Genomic DNA, 15640 nt, shown 5'->3' on the forward strand with positions numbered 1-15640 from the left:
GCTATTTTATTTGATCTGTGAGAATACGTAGAACATTTCCGCGGCAATCTCTCGGCTCCTACTTTCATATACTTCATCCTGTTGATCAGTTCCATCGGAGATTTTAGGATCTTCATACGTAATAGGTATGCGCTTTTCGGCTCCGGCGATGAAAGGACACCCACCATCGGCCTGTGAACAGGTCATTACAGCCACAAACTCGGACTCTGGATTGAATGAGGCATCGTATTTCTTAGAGAATCCTATTATCGGATGTGCATTCTTATCGTATTTAAGTGCATAGATTGGGTTTGCTCCTGCAGAAATGATATCGACCTGAATTCCTGCATTCTGGAATGTTTTTGCTATTTTAGGGAACATTGCTGTTTCTTCGGTACCACCAGAATAGCATCTGACGCGCTGTATCTGGTAATGTGCAGCCGCAATCTGTGCCCAAACTTGGGATAAGTGGCTTCGTCTGGAATTATGTGTACAGATAAAGTTGATGTTGATATCGACGTTGGCATCTACTTTTTGCTGTATGTATTCAACCAAGGGCTGTAAGATGGGTTTACGCCCTTGGTTGATACCCGATTCCTGAATGAATGAAACTGTATCGGCTAACTTTGAATACATCGTAATTTTTGATTAACAACAGCCGGAGCCTGGTGTACAACTATTGGACGGAGACTCGACAACATTCAACCGACTGGGAATGCCGCAAGCATCTTCTGCTAAACAGGCTGTTGTCTTATTGGTCAAGACAAATGTTTTTCCATTGAAGTCTAAGCCGTATTTGCCTATGGTGGTGCTTTGGTATTCCACCTCTATCTCGAAATCTCCGATATTAAGTTTCTTTTCGGACAGTTCGATGATATGCAATAATTTCCCTGGCTTTAGCCGGTGCTCGTAGTCATCGGTATTCCATAGTTGAAAGTTGACCGTGTTCTCCGTTCTGGTAACGCCTCCACAGTCGATAAAATGCTTGATGATCTGACCTACCTCGGTAACGTGAAAGTGTTCTGGTACAAATGTTCCGTCTTCTAACTGGAATTCAACATGGTCTAATGTTGGTAGGATTTGTTTGATTTCTGATAATGTCATCGTATTTGTTGTTTTATATATCGCCATATTACGATATATAGGTATAAAAAAAGAGCGCTATTTATTCTTTCCTTGAATAGCCGCCCGGAAAACTTTGTTTAACAGCATTTCTGATTATTTACTGTTACTATAATATCTGCGAAGTACTGTTTGATGATAGAAAAGGTGGTTTCGTCAATACAATAGCAAATTGATGTACCCTCTATGCTTCCTTTTATAAGTCCCGCATTCTTTAGCTCCTTGAGATGTTGAGATATGGTGGATTGGGCCAGAGGCAACTCATCTACAATATCGCTGCATATACATGCATTTACTTTCAATAGATATTCTATAATCGCGATTCGGGCCGGATGGCCTAAAGCTTTGGCTATACCAGCGATCTTATTTTGACTTTCTGTAAAGTGATTTGCTTTAGTAGCTCCCATTCAGTTTAACTTATGTATCGTAAAATTACGATATACATTTTTAATATGGAAATATTTTTCCGAATTCGTACTTGGTATACCTCGATCGGGGGATGAGACCGCCGTTGCCTAATAACACACTGAGGAACAAAAATATAACTTAGAAAAAGGGCATAGTATTTGTACAAAGCACAATAAAACACATTTGCAGCTACACGTTGTAAGCAGACTACCGACCAAGCTTAAAATTGCTGAAAAGCAAAACATGAGTTTCAAGCCGAAGACCAGTAGCTATGAAAAACATCTAAAATCGTAAAAATGAATTTAACACCAAGCGCTTCTACAAGAAAAACATATGTAAAGCCGACCCTGAAAATAACGTATATAGAACTTGAGGATTGTATTGCTGCCTCCTCGGTACAGCCTATCAATAATCATACAGAAGTTAAAGAGCAATGGGATGAACTCGGAAATGTATTCGAAGACGTAGAATGGTAAATCATTTCAAACAAGAAAAAATCATGTCAAAATTAAATCATCTATTACTTGCAATAATCGCAATTACGGTATTGTCCTGTTCAAAAAAAGGGGATGGTTACGGAGATGGCATCGCAATTATCAAAATAAACTTTGCCGGAGCTGAAGCTACAGATATAAATAACAAAACTCAAAAACAATCCAGTATCTCTTCGACAACTACAGGGAATCATTCATCGCCAATGATCCAACAGGTAGAAATACCACTAAACGCCAACTATAAAATCGTCGCAACACTGACACCCGAAGCTGCACAAAATGTGGCGACCAAAACTGACAATACGATTAAGACCAAGAGCCGTGTACAATCCGACCTTCCACCAGGTACCAAATATAGAATAATTGCGTATGATGAGTCAGGAGCATTTATGGAATATAAAGACTATTCTGTAGGTGTGCCTTTGAGCAGTGACGATTCTTTTCGGGTACCAGCTGGAGAGCGCTATACCTTTGTGGGCTATTCGACTGGTACTACCCAAATCAGTGATCTCGACGATATTATGCCGTCCGGAAATTTTAGCACTGCTAAATTCAACAACGTCGATGGCAACAAACACTTTATGTATTATATAAAGCCTGCCAACAGTTATTCGGAAGGATTAACAACGCTAGATATTGTATTGAAACACGTATTCAGTCAGATCAAAACGACGATCACACTAGATAACGCTGTACCGGGCAGCCTGGAGACAATAGCCGCTGTAATAAAACCTCACCTAAACAAAGTAGATGTAACTGTAGATGGCTCTTCCCCAGACTATACCAATGGGACAGTAGCAAGCTCTGGTGCAACTGTTAATTTTGTCAATGCAGGAAATAATCGAAGTGCCGAGGCAACGACTATTGTAACAGCACAAGATCAAACATCTTCTGGTGGAGGCACCTTGATCATATCAAATGTAAGCATAGACGGAGAGAGTAGCACACAGGTACCTCCTGTTACCGGGCTCAAGATTATTCCTGGTGGCCGCTACGCTCTGACTCTAAATGTCACAAAATTCACCCCAGATGGACCTACAGATATCGACTACGGTGATGCCAAATGGGCATTGGCTAACCTAGTCTACGATCCGTCAACTGAAATCTATGGCTTTGCACCAACCAGTGGCGACTATGGCGATTATTGGTTCCCTGGCTACACATTACCTAAGCGACTGGATATCAGCAACCCAAATCCTGATTCACCAGGCGATGTCAATGGAGCAAATGGAGACCCATGTGCTCTTGTACTTCCTTTAGGCGCTTGGCGACTCCCCACCGAGAGTGAATTTAGATCAATTGTCAGGGTCAGTGGTCTTCCCTTTCCACCCCTACGGTATATAGGCCCCTACAATGGCGCAGAAACAAACACTGGTATGTTTCTGGATACAAGTACACACCCTGGCAGTGAATATGAAAAATATCTTTTCTTTGTATACGGTGGATCGTACAATGACAACCCCTATAATGTAACACAACGAGGCGTAACAGGCTATTATCTATGCTCCTCACCAACCTTTCCTGGAGGTTATAAAATGATGCAATTTGGGAATAATATAAATACAGCCGAAGTAGCTAATAATATAAATCCTAAATCGGCCATGCAAATCCGCTGTGTGAGGTCAAATTAAAAGAAAAGTTAAAACTTCACTCAATTCCAGAGCGTCGAGCATCGCCATGTTAACGCCTTCGCCTGCAAATGGTGGCATGACATGTGCCGCATCGCCAATCAATGTTAAATGGGCTTGAATTTCCCAGCTTTGGTCAAGCGGCATACAGTCGGCGTATACTATTTCCTGGGAGGGAAAAAGAACAGTCTGGGATTCATCTTAAAATAGATCCAAACCGCTTTTATCATTTTCCCAAGTTCATTGGACGAAAGGTTGCGTGACCGAAAAGCCAGTAACAAGGATAGACTGAAACTGACCAAGAAGTTAAAAAATCCAATAATACCTATACCTAAAATACCCCATATCCACATATCTGTCGTCAGTCTCATGTCATGTCCAAACAGCCCCAACGCTAGGTTGCCGCTTGCAAAAGTGATGTGACGAATATCGAGATCCAAGCCAAGGAACAATCCTATGGAAGCCGTAGATCCCATAAATACGCCAAACCAAAGGTTAGATACGATACCGGCCCATTTCTTTTCATAGAAGGAAGCAATCTTTTCAGTCTTGGCTCTGCCAAACACCCGCTTTAACAAGGGATGCTCCTGAATACGGTAATAAACGGTATTGTGCTTGTCCCGATTGGCCACGCTCCCCGCAATGATACCCGAAAGGAACAAGAATACACCGGCGATGGATGCATGCAAGATGACATGTGTCTTGGTAGGATTGAGATCATCTACCAGATGTAACCACTTGGTACTCGCTATATTGACGTCCCAAAGCACTTGTATACCACGAGCCAATAAAAAACTAATGGGAAAAGCCATGATCACGTTACCTACAAAAGCAATAAACTGCGAGCGGAACAGGCGGGCGAAAAATTGCGCAAAGGTCCAATACCTGTATTTGTCTCTGCTTAGGTCGGACACGCCCTGCTCGATAGCGGAAACAAGTGCCGAAGCCGTCATCGCCGGCTGCTTGGTCGCTAGTGTAGCTCCAAAAAGATAGATCAGCGTAAAGCCAATAGCATAGTTCAAGCTGTATAATAACGCATGACCAAACTCACTGGTATCGACATTGCTGAGCAAGAGCTTGACAATACACATGGCGCCTACAATAAATCCACCACCACAGGCTGAAAAAAACATGTGCCAATAGTCCTTTCTGCCCGATGTGATATAATGCTCACCGGTCTGTGCGGTATGATGTGTAATCTCGTAGGCAAGCAGTTGTGTACTTTGATTAACCAGTTTTCGGACATTGGTCTTCCGTGAATTATAGCCGATCAGTGTAATGGCCAACAAAATAGTCTTTTCTACTTTGTGGGGTAAAGTATCGATAACGAGAAACGACAATATCTCTTTGATGCGTTCCAACTGTTGTCGTATACGCAACAACGACTGATTGACCTTGAGGGATATCCCAAACTGGTGTGAATTCGCAAATGCCGTTTCAATATAATTCTCACACTGCCTGTGGAGTACCAGAATCTGTTTGTAGGAGAGATCAGATGAGGTGATATATTTTTCCTCAGATTGGAGAATCCGATCATTCAACTCTGTAAACTCGCGCATAATCGCAATAAATGGGCTGTCAAAATTCCGTAACTCGGGTACCATCTTGTTGACATCGGTTTCCATAGCCCGACCGGTAATACGCTGCACCAACAGTTCGAGACCGTAAAGTATCTCGGTCATCCCATGACCTGTATCCTGGTCATATACGGATCGAAACTCACATAACGAAAAGAGCTGCTCCAACTGCTCCATGGGAATAGCAGCAACCCAATCGGCATCCCTAATGGAATAAAAAACCTGATTGAACAAATACTGTAAGGTGTCTTTGGGTGGTTGATAAGGCAAATATCGCTCACCGATCCGCTTCCTCAATTCGTAACCGAAGTCTGCATAACTGATAATCCCGGTATCTGATATCAACTGATCAAAATCCCGCTGCACCAGCAGCCTATTTAGATAGGCCACCAATTGCTTGCGCTGGGTGTCCGACTCTCGTAAATAATCCAACAAGAATTCGATAGAGACGGGATTGGATTGCTGACCGCGCTTGGGTCGAACTATAGCGACGACCGCAACTAAAAGTTCAACATCGACATAATAGGGACTGTGCAGCTCAACCGCAAAATGGTCAAACAGATTACGCAACTGGGTTAGTTTGCTTTCATAAGCTACCATAAATCATATTGGATTTTCAACATACACGACTGCTTCTGATGCATATTCCTTTTCTATGGACAAATTTTAGACCGAACTCATGTGAAAGGTATAAAATCTTTTTTTAATCAAAAAAAAGGCCTCTAAAATTTATTGTTTAACGATCATTCTATTTTAAAACAGAAGATGATCGAGCAAAATGACAGTACGCTATAGGGTATCTTATTAAAATATAAATGAATAAAACTCTATATTTGACACTTGTTAAAAAATCCGCAGCAAGACGAGACGGAAGTACATCATCAGGAACTAACTGATCTTTAGATAAAATGGCTCAAAAGGAGAAAGACTTCATAGAGCACCTTGCAAAGGGGGCCAATCAGGCTTTTCAAATGCTTTTTGAGAAGTATTGGTCGCATGTCTTTAGTACCGTAAAAAAACTGGTCAAGTCTCCGGAACTCGCTGAAGATATCGCGCAGGAAATATTTGTTAAAGTATGGCATCGCCGGGAGGAACTCAGCACCATTAGTAACATAGAGGCTTATCTATATACGGTATCTAAAAATACGACGCTGGATGCGCTGCGAAAGAAAGTACTGATAACAGAGAATATCGATCAGCTCATTCACTATTTTAAAGATCAGGCGCTCACGCCTCAACAACGACTGGAATATCAAGAATTACAACAGAATATACAACAAGCGATAGATACACTCCCGGAAAAGGTCAAAGAGGTTTTTGTATTGAGCAGGTTCGAAGGGCTATCCCACGAAGAAATCTCCGAAAAACTCAACATATCTATCACTTCTTCAAAAACTTATATCGTACGTGCACTAAAACTTATCAGAGCCTATATGGCCACAAATACGGATCTGCCGCTACTCGTGATGGCAGCACTGCTACTCGAAGAAATAATTTCTCACACAAAATAACTTTTCACTGTCTTCCTAATCTTATTTTCTACGTCTATCATTTTAGGAGGGCATTAGCTATATCTTTTAATGGAAAATAGACAGACACTGGAAGAACTTTATGACGGATATATTCTCGGCCAACTGAGTGCCGAAGAATTAATGGATTTTATACAACGAGTCCAGGAGTCCGACAATGCTCCTATTTTGGAACAACTAGTCGATAACTCTTTTTCCCAGCACACGATCGTCGTGGATGAGCTGGAGGGCAAAAAAGCATTCTATCGTTTTCAGAAGCGCTTGCAATTGTCGAACGATACCCCTACGCCTTCTCCTCGCACAAAATCATCGCTGCATAAGCTATGGCGGTATGTTGCAGCTACGGCAGCTATCTTACTTATGGTTTTTCTGGGCAAACAGTATTCCATACAACGGTCTTCGGAGGTAAAAGTAGCACACTACCAAAGCATCCAGGATATCAAGCCTGGAAATACCATCGCTTATATTGAAAATACAAACGGCATACAGACGCCATTGGCTGCCGAGGGCGAATTGTTCGTACGGGACAGTTACCTACAGGACGGAAGTGGCCATATCCTACCCCATCAAAAAGTCGATGAGGAATGGTTGAATCTGGTTGTTCCAAAAGGTGGAAAGTATAGCATCACGCTGTCCGACGGCAGTAAAGTCATCATTAACTCTGACTCTAAGCTTTCGTTTCCAAAGCATTTTACCGCAACAGACCGTCATATCAAACTCCGTGGGGAGGCTTATTTTGAGGTCAGCCATAATCCCGAAAAACCATTTATCGTAGAGACAGCATTACAAAGGGTTCGGGTTTTAGGAACCAGCTTCAATATAGCTGCTTATCCTGAAGAACGCACTGTCACGACCTTGGTCACTGGAAAAGTCAATATCAACACAGCTGATGAAAGCCGTAGCCTAGAACCAGGAATGCAGGGAATAATTACCTCTGGTATGATACAGGTGCAACCTGCTGATCTGGAATCGGCCCTGGCCTGGAAAAATGACAAATTTGTATTCGTAAAAACCCCGCTAACCGATATTATCAAACAGCTGGAACGCTGGTATAATGTATCCATAAATATACAAGCGGGATCAGAGTCCTTGTCGCAAAAGACATTCAGTGGTACTATCGCTAAAGATGCTTCTTTTGAGGAGCTTCTAAAATTATTTAAAACGACGGAATCCATTAAGGTGGAAGTCAGAGAAGGGAGGATATATCTCATGAAATAGAACTGACCAACCGAATAACTGCACTGGCAACAACGATTGTCAGTAACCTAAATAAGAATAAAGTACACCTAATTACTCAATTTATGAAGTTTAAAATAGCACTATTATTTGCGCTGACTTTTGTATTCTTTTCCTTTCGCGTGAGCTCGCAAAGTATAAGTATACAGGGCAATAACCTGCAGATTATCTACCTCATCAAGGAGATACAAAAGCAAAGTGGTCATAATTTCTTATACGACGACCAGTTGCTTGCAGGTATAGGTACACAACACGTATCACTTAAAAACGTCAGCGTCGAAGACGCCCTGCGTTCTATTCTCAAAAACACAAACATCGGCTATGTAATCGGCGAAAAAAGCATTGTGCTAAAACAAAAGCAATCTGCAACAGCTGCTGCAACAACGATTACCAAACAGCAACAGACCGTATCTGGAACAGTTTACAACGAACTGAACAACAGCATGACTAGTGCTACCGTGAAAAACAAGCGAACGGGCACCGTGGTGCTGACCAACAGTCAGGGCGAATTCAGCATTGCTGCAGAGCCCAATGACGTACTGGAATGCACGTTCTTAGGTTATCAACGTACCGAGATTAAAGTCAAAAATGCGGCCAATGCCATTCGTTTTGTCCTTTCAAAGAGCACGACAGAATTGAGCGATATCATTGTCGTCGGCTATGGGGTACAAAAGCGTAAACAGATCACTGGCGCCATCAATACGATCAAAGGCGAAGAACTTGCACAATCTCCTGCTGTAAATATTTCGAATACGCTGATGGGCCGGGCTCCCGGTATCAGCTCGAACATGACTTCGGGAGCTCCTGACCGGGATCGTGCCGAGATAAAAATACGTGGTATGGGCAATGCCCTCATCGTTATCGATGGTGTCGCGCGCGAAGGCCAAGGGATGATAGGAATGGAAATCGACAAACTCGATCCCAACACGATCGAAAGTATTACGGTATTAAAGGATGCTGCTGCTGCCGTGTATGGTACTCGCGGAGCCAATGGGGTAATCCTAGTCACCACAAAAAAAGGTGCACGGGAAAAACTAGATATTCAGTATGGTGGTCAGTTCGGCCTGCAAAAGAGCACGAGATTACCACGCTTCTTGGATTCCTACAATTATGCCTTGCTCAACAATGAGATGTATGCTAATGATATCCTGGAGAAAGGCAGCTCCTCCAAAACAAAATATACCGACGAGGAGCTTCAAAAATTCTTGGACGGCTCGGATCCGGACCGCTATCCGAACACCAACTGGTACAACGAGGTCTTACGAGAATCTGCCGCTGTACAGAAGCACCACATTAACGTGAGTGGCGGCAGTAAAAACGCACGCTATTTTACCAGTGGCTCGTTTACAGATCAGAATGGACTGATGAAAACATCGGGATTCAAGCGCTATGGCTTGGTCAATAATGCGGACTATGATGTCAGCAAGTACACTAATCTAGCCGTAAACATCAACTATATCACGGAAACTGCGAATAATCCGAGCAGCCATGCCGAGAATATTTTCAGCAGATTGGCATCTCTTGGTTCTATCGCTCCGGCTCGCTTTTCCAATGGTTATTACGCCTATTCGGGCTATTCGGGCAATCCGCTTACAGACATCATGCCGGAATCGGGCTATGATCGCAATACGCGTAATGTATTCACCACTTCTCTACGCTTGACCCAGCAGATACCGTATATTAAAGGTCTATCTGCAGGAGCTGTCGTAACCATAGATCGCAACAACTCTTTCCAGAAGGCATTTACCGCATCTGTACCCCAATATACCTTGGCACAGACCACCGATGATTATACCTTACAGAATGGAACAGAGAAGCCTCGCTTGTCGGAAACCTACAACCAGAATAACAACGTCAACGTACAGGTAAAACTAAACTATGTAAAAGGCTTTAAAGCACACCACGTCGATGCCATGGTACTGTATGAACAGAATGAGTTTGGCAGTGAGACGATGACGGCTTCGAGAAGCAACTACCCAGTGGCCAGTCTGGATCAATTGTTCCTGGGAGATGCCAGCACACAGAAAAACTTAGGTTCATCGACGGAGAATGCTCGTCGCAGCGTCGTCGGTAGAGCGATCTACAACTATAAGCAACGATATATCGTAGAAGGCAGTTTCCGTTACGACAGTTCGCCTTACTATCCAAAAGATAAAAGAGATGCTTTCTTCCCTGCGGTATCTGCCGCATGGATTCTGTCTGACGAAGATTTCATCAAAAAGAACTATAGATTTGTCGACAACCTCAAGCTACGCTCTTCTTACGGACGCTTAGGCAACGATGGTGGAAATCTCTACACTTACTTTTACAACTATGCCGTGATGCCCGCAGGTTATGTATTCGGCACCAACAATACGATCACTCCGCTGACCCGGATTTCGAACCTGACGGTTCCGAATACCAATATCACATGGGAGAAGGTCAACTCTTTCGACATCGGACTGGATGCCAGTCTATGGCGAGGAAAGCTGGCATTTGAGTTGGATTATTACAACAAGAGCAAGTTTGACATCCTACGCTCCCGTTCCTACGATGTACCCTTGTCGTTTGGTATGACGCCTGCACTACAAAACTTTGCCAAGGAACGCTATTACGGCTATGAAGCGTCCGTATCTCACCGCAGTAAAGTACGTGCCGTACAACTCAATGCCCGTCTCAATGTCACCTTGACAAAGAGTAAAGCAATTGACTATGGCGAGAATGATGCGGTCCTGCCGGGCAACCGTCAAGAGGGAAGTCCTATCGGAATGGTGCGCATACTGAAAGCTAATGGCATATTCAGGGATGAAGCTGATGTAGCCAACTGGCCACAGTACAAGAGCAGCCCCAACGGAACACCTTATGCTCCGAAACCTGGTGACATCCGTTACGAAGACATTAATGGGGATGGTATCGTAGAGCTATATAGTGGCAGTCCAGACCGTGCTTTCGAAGCGAGATATATCTATCCGCCAACAGTATTTGGTCTGAATATCGGTGCGGCATGGAAAGGCTTGTCTGTAGATGCTTTCTTCCAAGCAGCCAAAGACGTTTTCATCAACTATACCGCAGCCAATGATATGGCCAATTTTCATGAGATACACCTCGACAGATGGACACCGGACAACCTCGATGCGAGCTATCCGAGATTACTTTCGAACTATGAAAACAACAGACTGCCATCTACATTCTTTGTGAAAAGCGGTGACTATATAAAACTCCGTACCGCCCAAATGGCATACACTGTTCCAAAGGAATTGCTGACGCGTACGGGGCTAAACTCACTAGCATTTACCCTACAGGGACAGAATCTATTCACCATTAGCAAAAACAGACGTTACGACCCGGAGTCCACTGGAAATACGGCGAATCTATATCCGCCACAGCGTATATTTTCTCTAGGTGTCCGTGTAGGTCTTTAATTCAATACAGTTATGAAAAGGATATATATTACACTTCCATTCTTTATATTTTCTGGTCTTGCAGGACTGACTACTTCTTGTCAAAAGGATTTTTTGGATCGTAAACCCCTCAATCTCGTTTCGGAAGAGACCGTGTGGAATGACCCGGCATTGATCAAAATGTCAGTCAATGAGTTTTACACGTTTATGAGCACAGGCTTTACCAACACCTACCTACCGTCGGCTATTACGGATGACCTACAGCTTATCGGTACAGAGGAAGGCAAGATTACAGCTTATACCAGTGGTGACTTTCTGAGCAGCAGCTTTCCCGAGCGCAATCTTTGGAAGGATACCTATGCACAGATACGCAAGATCAACTATTTTATACAGCGTGCTGAATCGGCTGCCGTGCTATCGGAAGATGATCGTAAGGTACTGCTCGGCCAAGCTCGTTTTTTCCGTGCCTACCTATACTTTCAATTGTTCTCTAATTTCAAGGAGGTCCCTCTGCTGCTCAAAGCACAGCCTATCGAAGAAGCAGAAGAAAAGCCGCATAAAGTCAGCCATACGGAAGGCATAACATTTATCGCATCCGAACTCGAGAAGAGTGCCAGCGAGCTTCCGTCCACCTATGCGAAAGAAGAACTGGGGCGTATCACGAAAGAAGCTGCCTTGGCCTTTCTAAGCAGAGTCCTGATCTGGGATGCCAGCGCGTTAAACAACCCTGATAACGATCCTGCTCAATGGCAAAAAGCAGCAGCAGTAGCACAGCGTGTCATCAGCAGTAAAGCTTTTGATCTGCAAAAACAATATCAAAATGCTTTTCTGACCAAAAATGTTTTGACCCGACCGGAAGTGATCTTAGAATCTCGGTATAACGGGATAAAAGGGGAAAGACTGCACGCATTTGACAAGAACAACAGTTCTGTTGGATACGGCGGAAAGGGCATCAACTGCCCTACTCAGGATATCGTTGATGCATATGAGATGGCCAATGGAAAAGCAATAGATGAATCAGGATCTGGTTATGACGTGACCAACCCCTATGTGAACCGTGACCCTCGTTTCTACTTGTCTATCGTACACAACGATGCGCAATTCAAAGACCGCAAAACACAGATTTATACAGGGGGGCTGGACATGCCGCGCAATAATCCGACACCAACGGGATACTATATACGCAAGTTTATCGATGAAAAATTCGACTATAACAAAGATGCTTCTATCGGTAGCAGTACCAACTGGGTTATCATGCGCTACGCGGAGGTATTACTCAACTATGCGGAAGCACAGAACGAAGTGTCAGGGCCCTCAGTTGAAATCTTCGATGCGATCAATACGGTACGCAAGCGCGCCAACATGCCTGCTATAGACAACAACCTGAGTCAAGAACAGTTACGCGCCAAGATCCGGAATGAGCGTCGTGTAGAACTGGCTTTTGAAGACAATATCCGGTACCAAGATCTGCGCCGCTGGAAATCAGCGACTACAGTCCTTAATAAATCTGTAAATGGCGTCACTATCACCAAAGGCAGCAACGGTAGTTTTACCTATGCTCCAAAAGTGTCAGGAGCTCGTGTATTTAAAGACAAAAACTATTGGATGCCTATTCCGCTTACGGAGTTGGGTATTAATACAAACTTAAATCCTCAGAATACAGGTTGGTAACCACAACCTATTTTTATCTAAAGAATGAGACAGAATAACAAAATAAAACTGACAATTGCGGCACTGGCGCTTAGCACAGGATTGAGCGTAGCACAAACAGGTAAATGGGCAGGAATGGTCAAAACTTCCGAAAAAGCCGAGGAACCGAAAAAAGAGATTGAAAAATCTAAAAAGGAGAAGATGAAGCGGTTCGAAGATATCATCGATGCTTCGGCGATCAAATCTTTGGGAATGTTCAATAGCTATAAGGTATCAGACAGGTACTATATGGAAATTCCGGACAGCCTCCTTAACCGTGATATGCTGGTCGTAACCCGCTTTGTGCAAACTCCCGTAGGGCTAAAAGAATACCGCTCCCAGTACGGAGGTGAAATGATCAACGAACAATTGTGGCAATGGCAACGTCGTCAAAACACGATATTCCTTCGTGTGCCAAGCTATATGCATATCAATACCAGCAACAGTGATATACAACAGGCTTTGCAAAACTCAAATGCCACCCCTATTCTAGCTGCTTTTGAGATAAAAGCGATGAACAATGGTGGACAGAGTTACCTTATCGATGTTACGGACTTCTATAATAGCGAGATCCCCGGCATGCAGATGCCTGACAATCTCAAAAAAACATATAAGCTGTCGGGTATCGATGCCAATCGTTCGTATATAGACACGATAAAGGCCTTCCCTACCAATGTCGAGGTCAAAACGGTAAAGACGTTCAAGTCTCCGGATCTTCCTTCGGACAAAACGGTTGGAGCGATGACCTTTACCTTGAATACTTCTATGCTTCTATTGCCCAAAACGCCCATGAAACCGCGCTATGAAAACGCTCGAGTGGGATATTTTGCCAACCGCAAGGTGGATTTTGGAGCCAATGACCACCAAGTCAAGGAAAATGCTTTCATTCAACGCTGGCGCTTGGAGCCTTCGGACGAAGCAGCTTATCTGCGTGGAGAACTGGTAACCCCTAAAAAACAGATTGTATATTACATAGACCCCGCTACGCCAAAAAAATGGGTTCCTTACCTGATTGCTGGTGTCAATGATTGGAATACAGCATTTGAAGCGGCGGGCTTTAAAGATGCGATCATTGGCCGGGAAGCTCCGACTTATGAAGAAGATCCGGAATTCAGTACAGAGGATGCACGGTATTCTGTGATACGCTACTTTGCATCGGAAAAAGAGAACGCCTATGGCCCTAGGGTATCCGACCCACGCTCGGGCGAAATCATAGAAAGCCATATCGGTTGGTACCACAATGTGATGTCTCTCTTAAAGAAATGGTTCTTTGTACAGACGGCTGCCGTACATTCTGACGCTCGTGGAGCAAAACTGAGTGACGAACAAATGGGACAGCTTATTCGATTTGTCTCCTCGCATGAAGTCGGTCATACCTTAGGTCTTCTACACAATTTTGGATCCAGCAGTGCCTATCCGGTAGATTCACTACGCTCACCATCTTTTACTGAAAAATATGGTACCGCTCCATCTATCATGGACTACGCACGTTTTAATTATATCGCGCAACCTGGTGATGGGGTTAAGAATATTTATCCAAAAATAGGTGAGTACGACAAATTTGCCATAGATTTTGGCTACCGCTACCTGGGCAATACTGCGGCAGAGCAAGACGCCTTGTACTGGGAGAAAAAAATCAAAGAGAAAGTCAAAGACCCCATATACTACTATGGAAAACAGGGATCAATGGATCCTCGCGCACAGAGTGAAGACCTTGGAGACGATGCAATAAAGGCGAGTGACTACGGAATACAAAACCTAAAGTACATATTACCTAATATTGAAAAGTGGACCTTTAATGCGGATGAGGATCTGACAAGTACGAAAGATCTCTATCTCGATATCTCCAAACAATATAAGCGCTATGTCAACCATGTATTGGCTAATGTAGGCGGGATGATGGAAGATATTAAAACCATGAGCGAGGAAGGCCCTGTATTTACCTATGTAGCCAAAGAGAAACAAAAACGTGCGGTAGACTTCATCAATCGTCAAGTTTTTGAAACGCCCTATTGGCTCTTGGACAGCACCTTATTGTCAAGAATTGACTATGGTATCATGGTCAATAAGGTGGTGGACACGCAGAATCAAGTGCTTGGATCGCTATTGGAGACTTACAGCTTTGCAAGAATGCTGGACAATGAATTCAAAAATGGCGCTTCAGCCTATACCATGCGCGAACTTCTACAGGATGTACGTCAGCAGATTTTTAATGCACCGTCCAATACTATTTTCAATCGCGGACTGCAACGTGCTTATGTGGACCGACTAGGTATTTTGTTGAGATTGGATAAGCCCGTGCAGGAGACCCCGTATGCGGTAACAGGCCTTACGCCGTATAACCCTAATCTATCTGACATGCGTGTACTCATTGTAGACGAACTGAACAAAGTAGAGCAGATTATTGCCCGATCAGCAGGTCGCAAGTCTGGCTTTGAGAAAACCCATTACACGGAACTCTTATCCAGAATCAAACAAATCAAAAAGAACGAAAAATAATATTCTTTACCTATTGATTTATATGATAAAACGGGACTCCCTAGTGGAAGTTCCGTTTTTTTATTCCTCCCCTTATCCGCTATAATAAGGCCCAAAATG

At 43.6% G+C, this 15640-nt stretch carries 12 protein-coding genes; 7 read left to right on the forward strand and 5 right to left on the reverse strand.

All coding sequences use genetic code 11. From position 1 onward, the window contains the following. Positions 1-6: 6 nt before the first annotated feature. The 3 genes from M472_RS36180 to M472_RS36190 all read right to left on the reverse strand — a co-directional run bounded on the left by M472_RS36180 (position 7) and on the right by M472_RS36190 (position 1508). Positions 7-615 (reverse strand): arsenate-mycothiol transferase ArsC, encoded by a 609-nt coding sequence (locus tag M472_RS36180; RefSeq protein WP_021070859.1) that lies wholly within the window; start codon positions 613-615, stop codon positions 7-9. A gap of 12 nt (positions 616-627) precedes the next feature. After that, positions 628-1083, reverse strand: coding sequence for a DUF6428 family protein (locus M472_RS36185; protein ID WP_031301807.1), 456 nt, complete (start codon positions 1081-1083; stop codon positions 628-630). A 98-nt stretch (positions 1084-1181) separates the two neighbouring features. Next, on the reverse strand, positions 1182-1508 hold the full coding sequence (locus tag M472_RS36190; RefSeq protein WP_021070861.1) for an ArsR/SmtB family transcription factor: 327 nt from the start codon (positions 1506-1508) through the stop codon (positions 1182-1184). 297 nt (positions 1509-1805) lie between these two features. Here M472_RS36190 and M472_RS36195 point away from each other — a divergent pair, with 297 nt between their 5' ends. Both M472_RS36195 and M472_RS36200 read left to right on the forward strand, forming a co-directional pair. After that, on the forward strand, positions 1806-1985 hold the full coding sequence (locus tag M472_RS36195; protein WP_021070862.1) for a hypothetical protein: 180 nt from the start codon (positions 1806-1808) through the stop codon (positions 1983-1985). A 23-nt stretch (positions 1986-2008) separates the two neighbouring features. Further along, on the forward strand, positions 2009-3634 hold the full coding sequence (locus tag M472_RS36200; protein WP_144062730.1) for a hypothetical protein: 1626 nt from the start codon (positions 2009-2011) through the stop codon (positions 3632-3634). On the opposite strand, the gene M472_RS44985 is transcribed toward M472_RS36200, so the two are convergent. Further along, the gene (locus M472_RS44985; RefSeq protein WP_021070864.1) at positions 3626-3778 is read right to left on the reverse strand and encodes an FAD-dependent oxidoreductase; all 153 of its coding nucleotides are present in this window, start codon (positions 3776-3778) and stop codon (positions 3626-3628) included. The genes M472_RS36200 and M472_RS44985 overlap by 9 nt on opposite strands. A 14-nt stretch (positions 3779-3792) precedes the next feature. Continuing rightward, entirely contained in the window at positions 3793-5808 is a 2016-nt protein-coding gene (locus tag M472_RS36205; RefSeq protein ID WP_021070865.1) for a hypothetical protein, read from the reverse strand. A gap of 308 nt (positions 5809-6116) precedes the next feature. Here M472_RS36205 and M472_RS36210 point away from each other — a divergent pair, with 308 nt between their 5' ends. From M472_RS36210 to M472_RS36230, 5 genes are all read left to right on the forward strand, one after another. Beyond that, positions 6117-6719 carry an RNA polymerase sigma factor gene (locus M472_RS36210; RefSeq protein ID WP_021070866.1) on the forward strand — a complete coding sequence of 201 codons (603 nt, stop codon included), beginning with the start codon at positions 6117-6119 and terminating at the stop codon, positions 6717-6719. Positions 6720-6788: 69 nt separating this feature from the next. Further along, complete coding sequence (locus tag M472_RS36215) at positions 6789-7955, forward strand: FecR family protein (protein ID WP_021070867.1); 1167 nt, start codon at positions 6789-6791, stop codon at positions 7953-7955. Between the two features lie 83 nt (positions 7956-8038). Continuing rightward, entirely contained in the window at positions 8039-11374 is a 3336-nt protein-coding gene (locus M472_RS36220) for a TonB-dependent receptor (RefSeq protein ID WP_021070868.1), read from the forward strand. 12 nt (positions 11375-11386) lie between these two features. Further along, positions 11387-13024, forward strand: coding sequence for a RagB/SusD family nutrient uptake outer membrane protein (locus M472_RS36225; RefSeq protein WP_021070869.1), 1638 nt, complete (start codon positions 11387-11389; stop codon positions 13022-13024). Positions 13025-13048: 24 nt separating this feature from the next. Further along, complete coding sequence (locus tag M472_RS36230; RefSeq protein WP_021070870.1) at positions 13049-15541, forward strand: zinc-dependent metalloprotease; 2493 nt, start codon at positions 13049-13051, stop codon at positions 15539-15541. Positions 15542-15640: the final 99 nt, after the last annotated feature.

Origin of the sequence: Sphingobacterium paucimobilis HER1398 (genome assembly GCF_000416985.1) — a bacterium.
Taxonomy (GTDB): domain Bacteria; phylum Bacteroidota; class Bacteroidia; order Sphingobacteriales; family Sphingobacteriaceae; genus Sphingobacterium; species Sphingobacterium paucimobilis.

What these genes read in the sequence shown, in the direction of transcription:
- M472_RS36200 (WP_144062730.1), top strand. Translation starts at nt 2,009, where the DNA reads ATGTCAAAATTAAATCATCTATTACTTGCAATAATCGCAATTACGGTA.
- M472_RS36185 (WP_031301807.1), bottom strand. Translation starts at nt 1,083, where the DNA reads ATGACATTATCAGAAATCAAACAAATCCTACCAACATTAGACCATGTT.
- M472_RS36205 (WP_021070865.1), bottom strand. Translation starts at nt 5,808, where the DNA reads ATGGTAGCTTATGAAAGCAAACTAACCCAGTTGCGTAATCTGTTTGAC.
- M472_RS36215 (WP_021070867.1), top strand. Translation starts at nt 6,789, where the DNA reads ATGGAAAATAGACAGACACTGGAAGAACTTTATGACGGATATATTCTC.
- M472_RS36190 (WP_021070861.1), bottom strand. Translation starts at nt 1,508, where the DNA reads ATGGGAGCTACTAAAGCAAATCACTTTACAGAAAGTCAAAATAAGATC.
- M472_RS36230 (WP_021070870.1), top strand. Translation starts at nt 13,049, where the DNA reads ATGAGACAGAATAACAAAATAAAACTGACAATTGCGGCACTGGCGCTT.
- M472_RS36195 (WP_021070862.1), top strand. Translation starts at nt 1,806, where the DNA reads ATGAATTTAACACCAAGCGCTTCTACAAGAAAAACATATGTAAAGCCG.
- M472_RS36210 (WP_021070866.1), top strand. Translation starts at nt 6,117, where the DNA reads ATGGCTCAAAAGGAGAAAGACTTCATAGAGCACCTTGCAAAGGGGGCC.
- M472_RS36180 (WP_021070859.1), bottom strand. Translation starts at nt 615, where the DNA reads ATGTATTCAAAGTTAGCCGATACAGTTTCATTCATTCAGGAATCGGGT.
- M472_RS36225 (WP_021070869.1), top strand. Translation starts at nt 11,387, where the DNA reads ATGAAAAGGATATATATTACACTTCCATTCTTTATATTTTCTGGTCTT.
- M472_RS44985 (WP_021070864.1), bottom strand. Translation starts at nt 3,778, where the DNA reads ATGCCGCTTGACCAAAGCTGGGAAATTCAAGCCCATTTAACATTGATT.
- M472_RS36220 (WP_021070868.1), top strand. Translation starts at nt 8,039, where the DNA reads ATGAAGTTTAAAATAGCACTATTATTTGCGCTGACTTTTGTATTCTTT.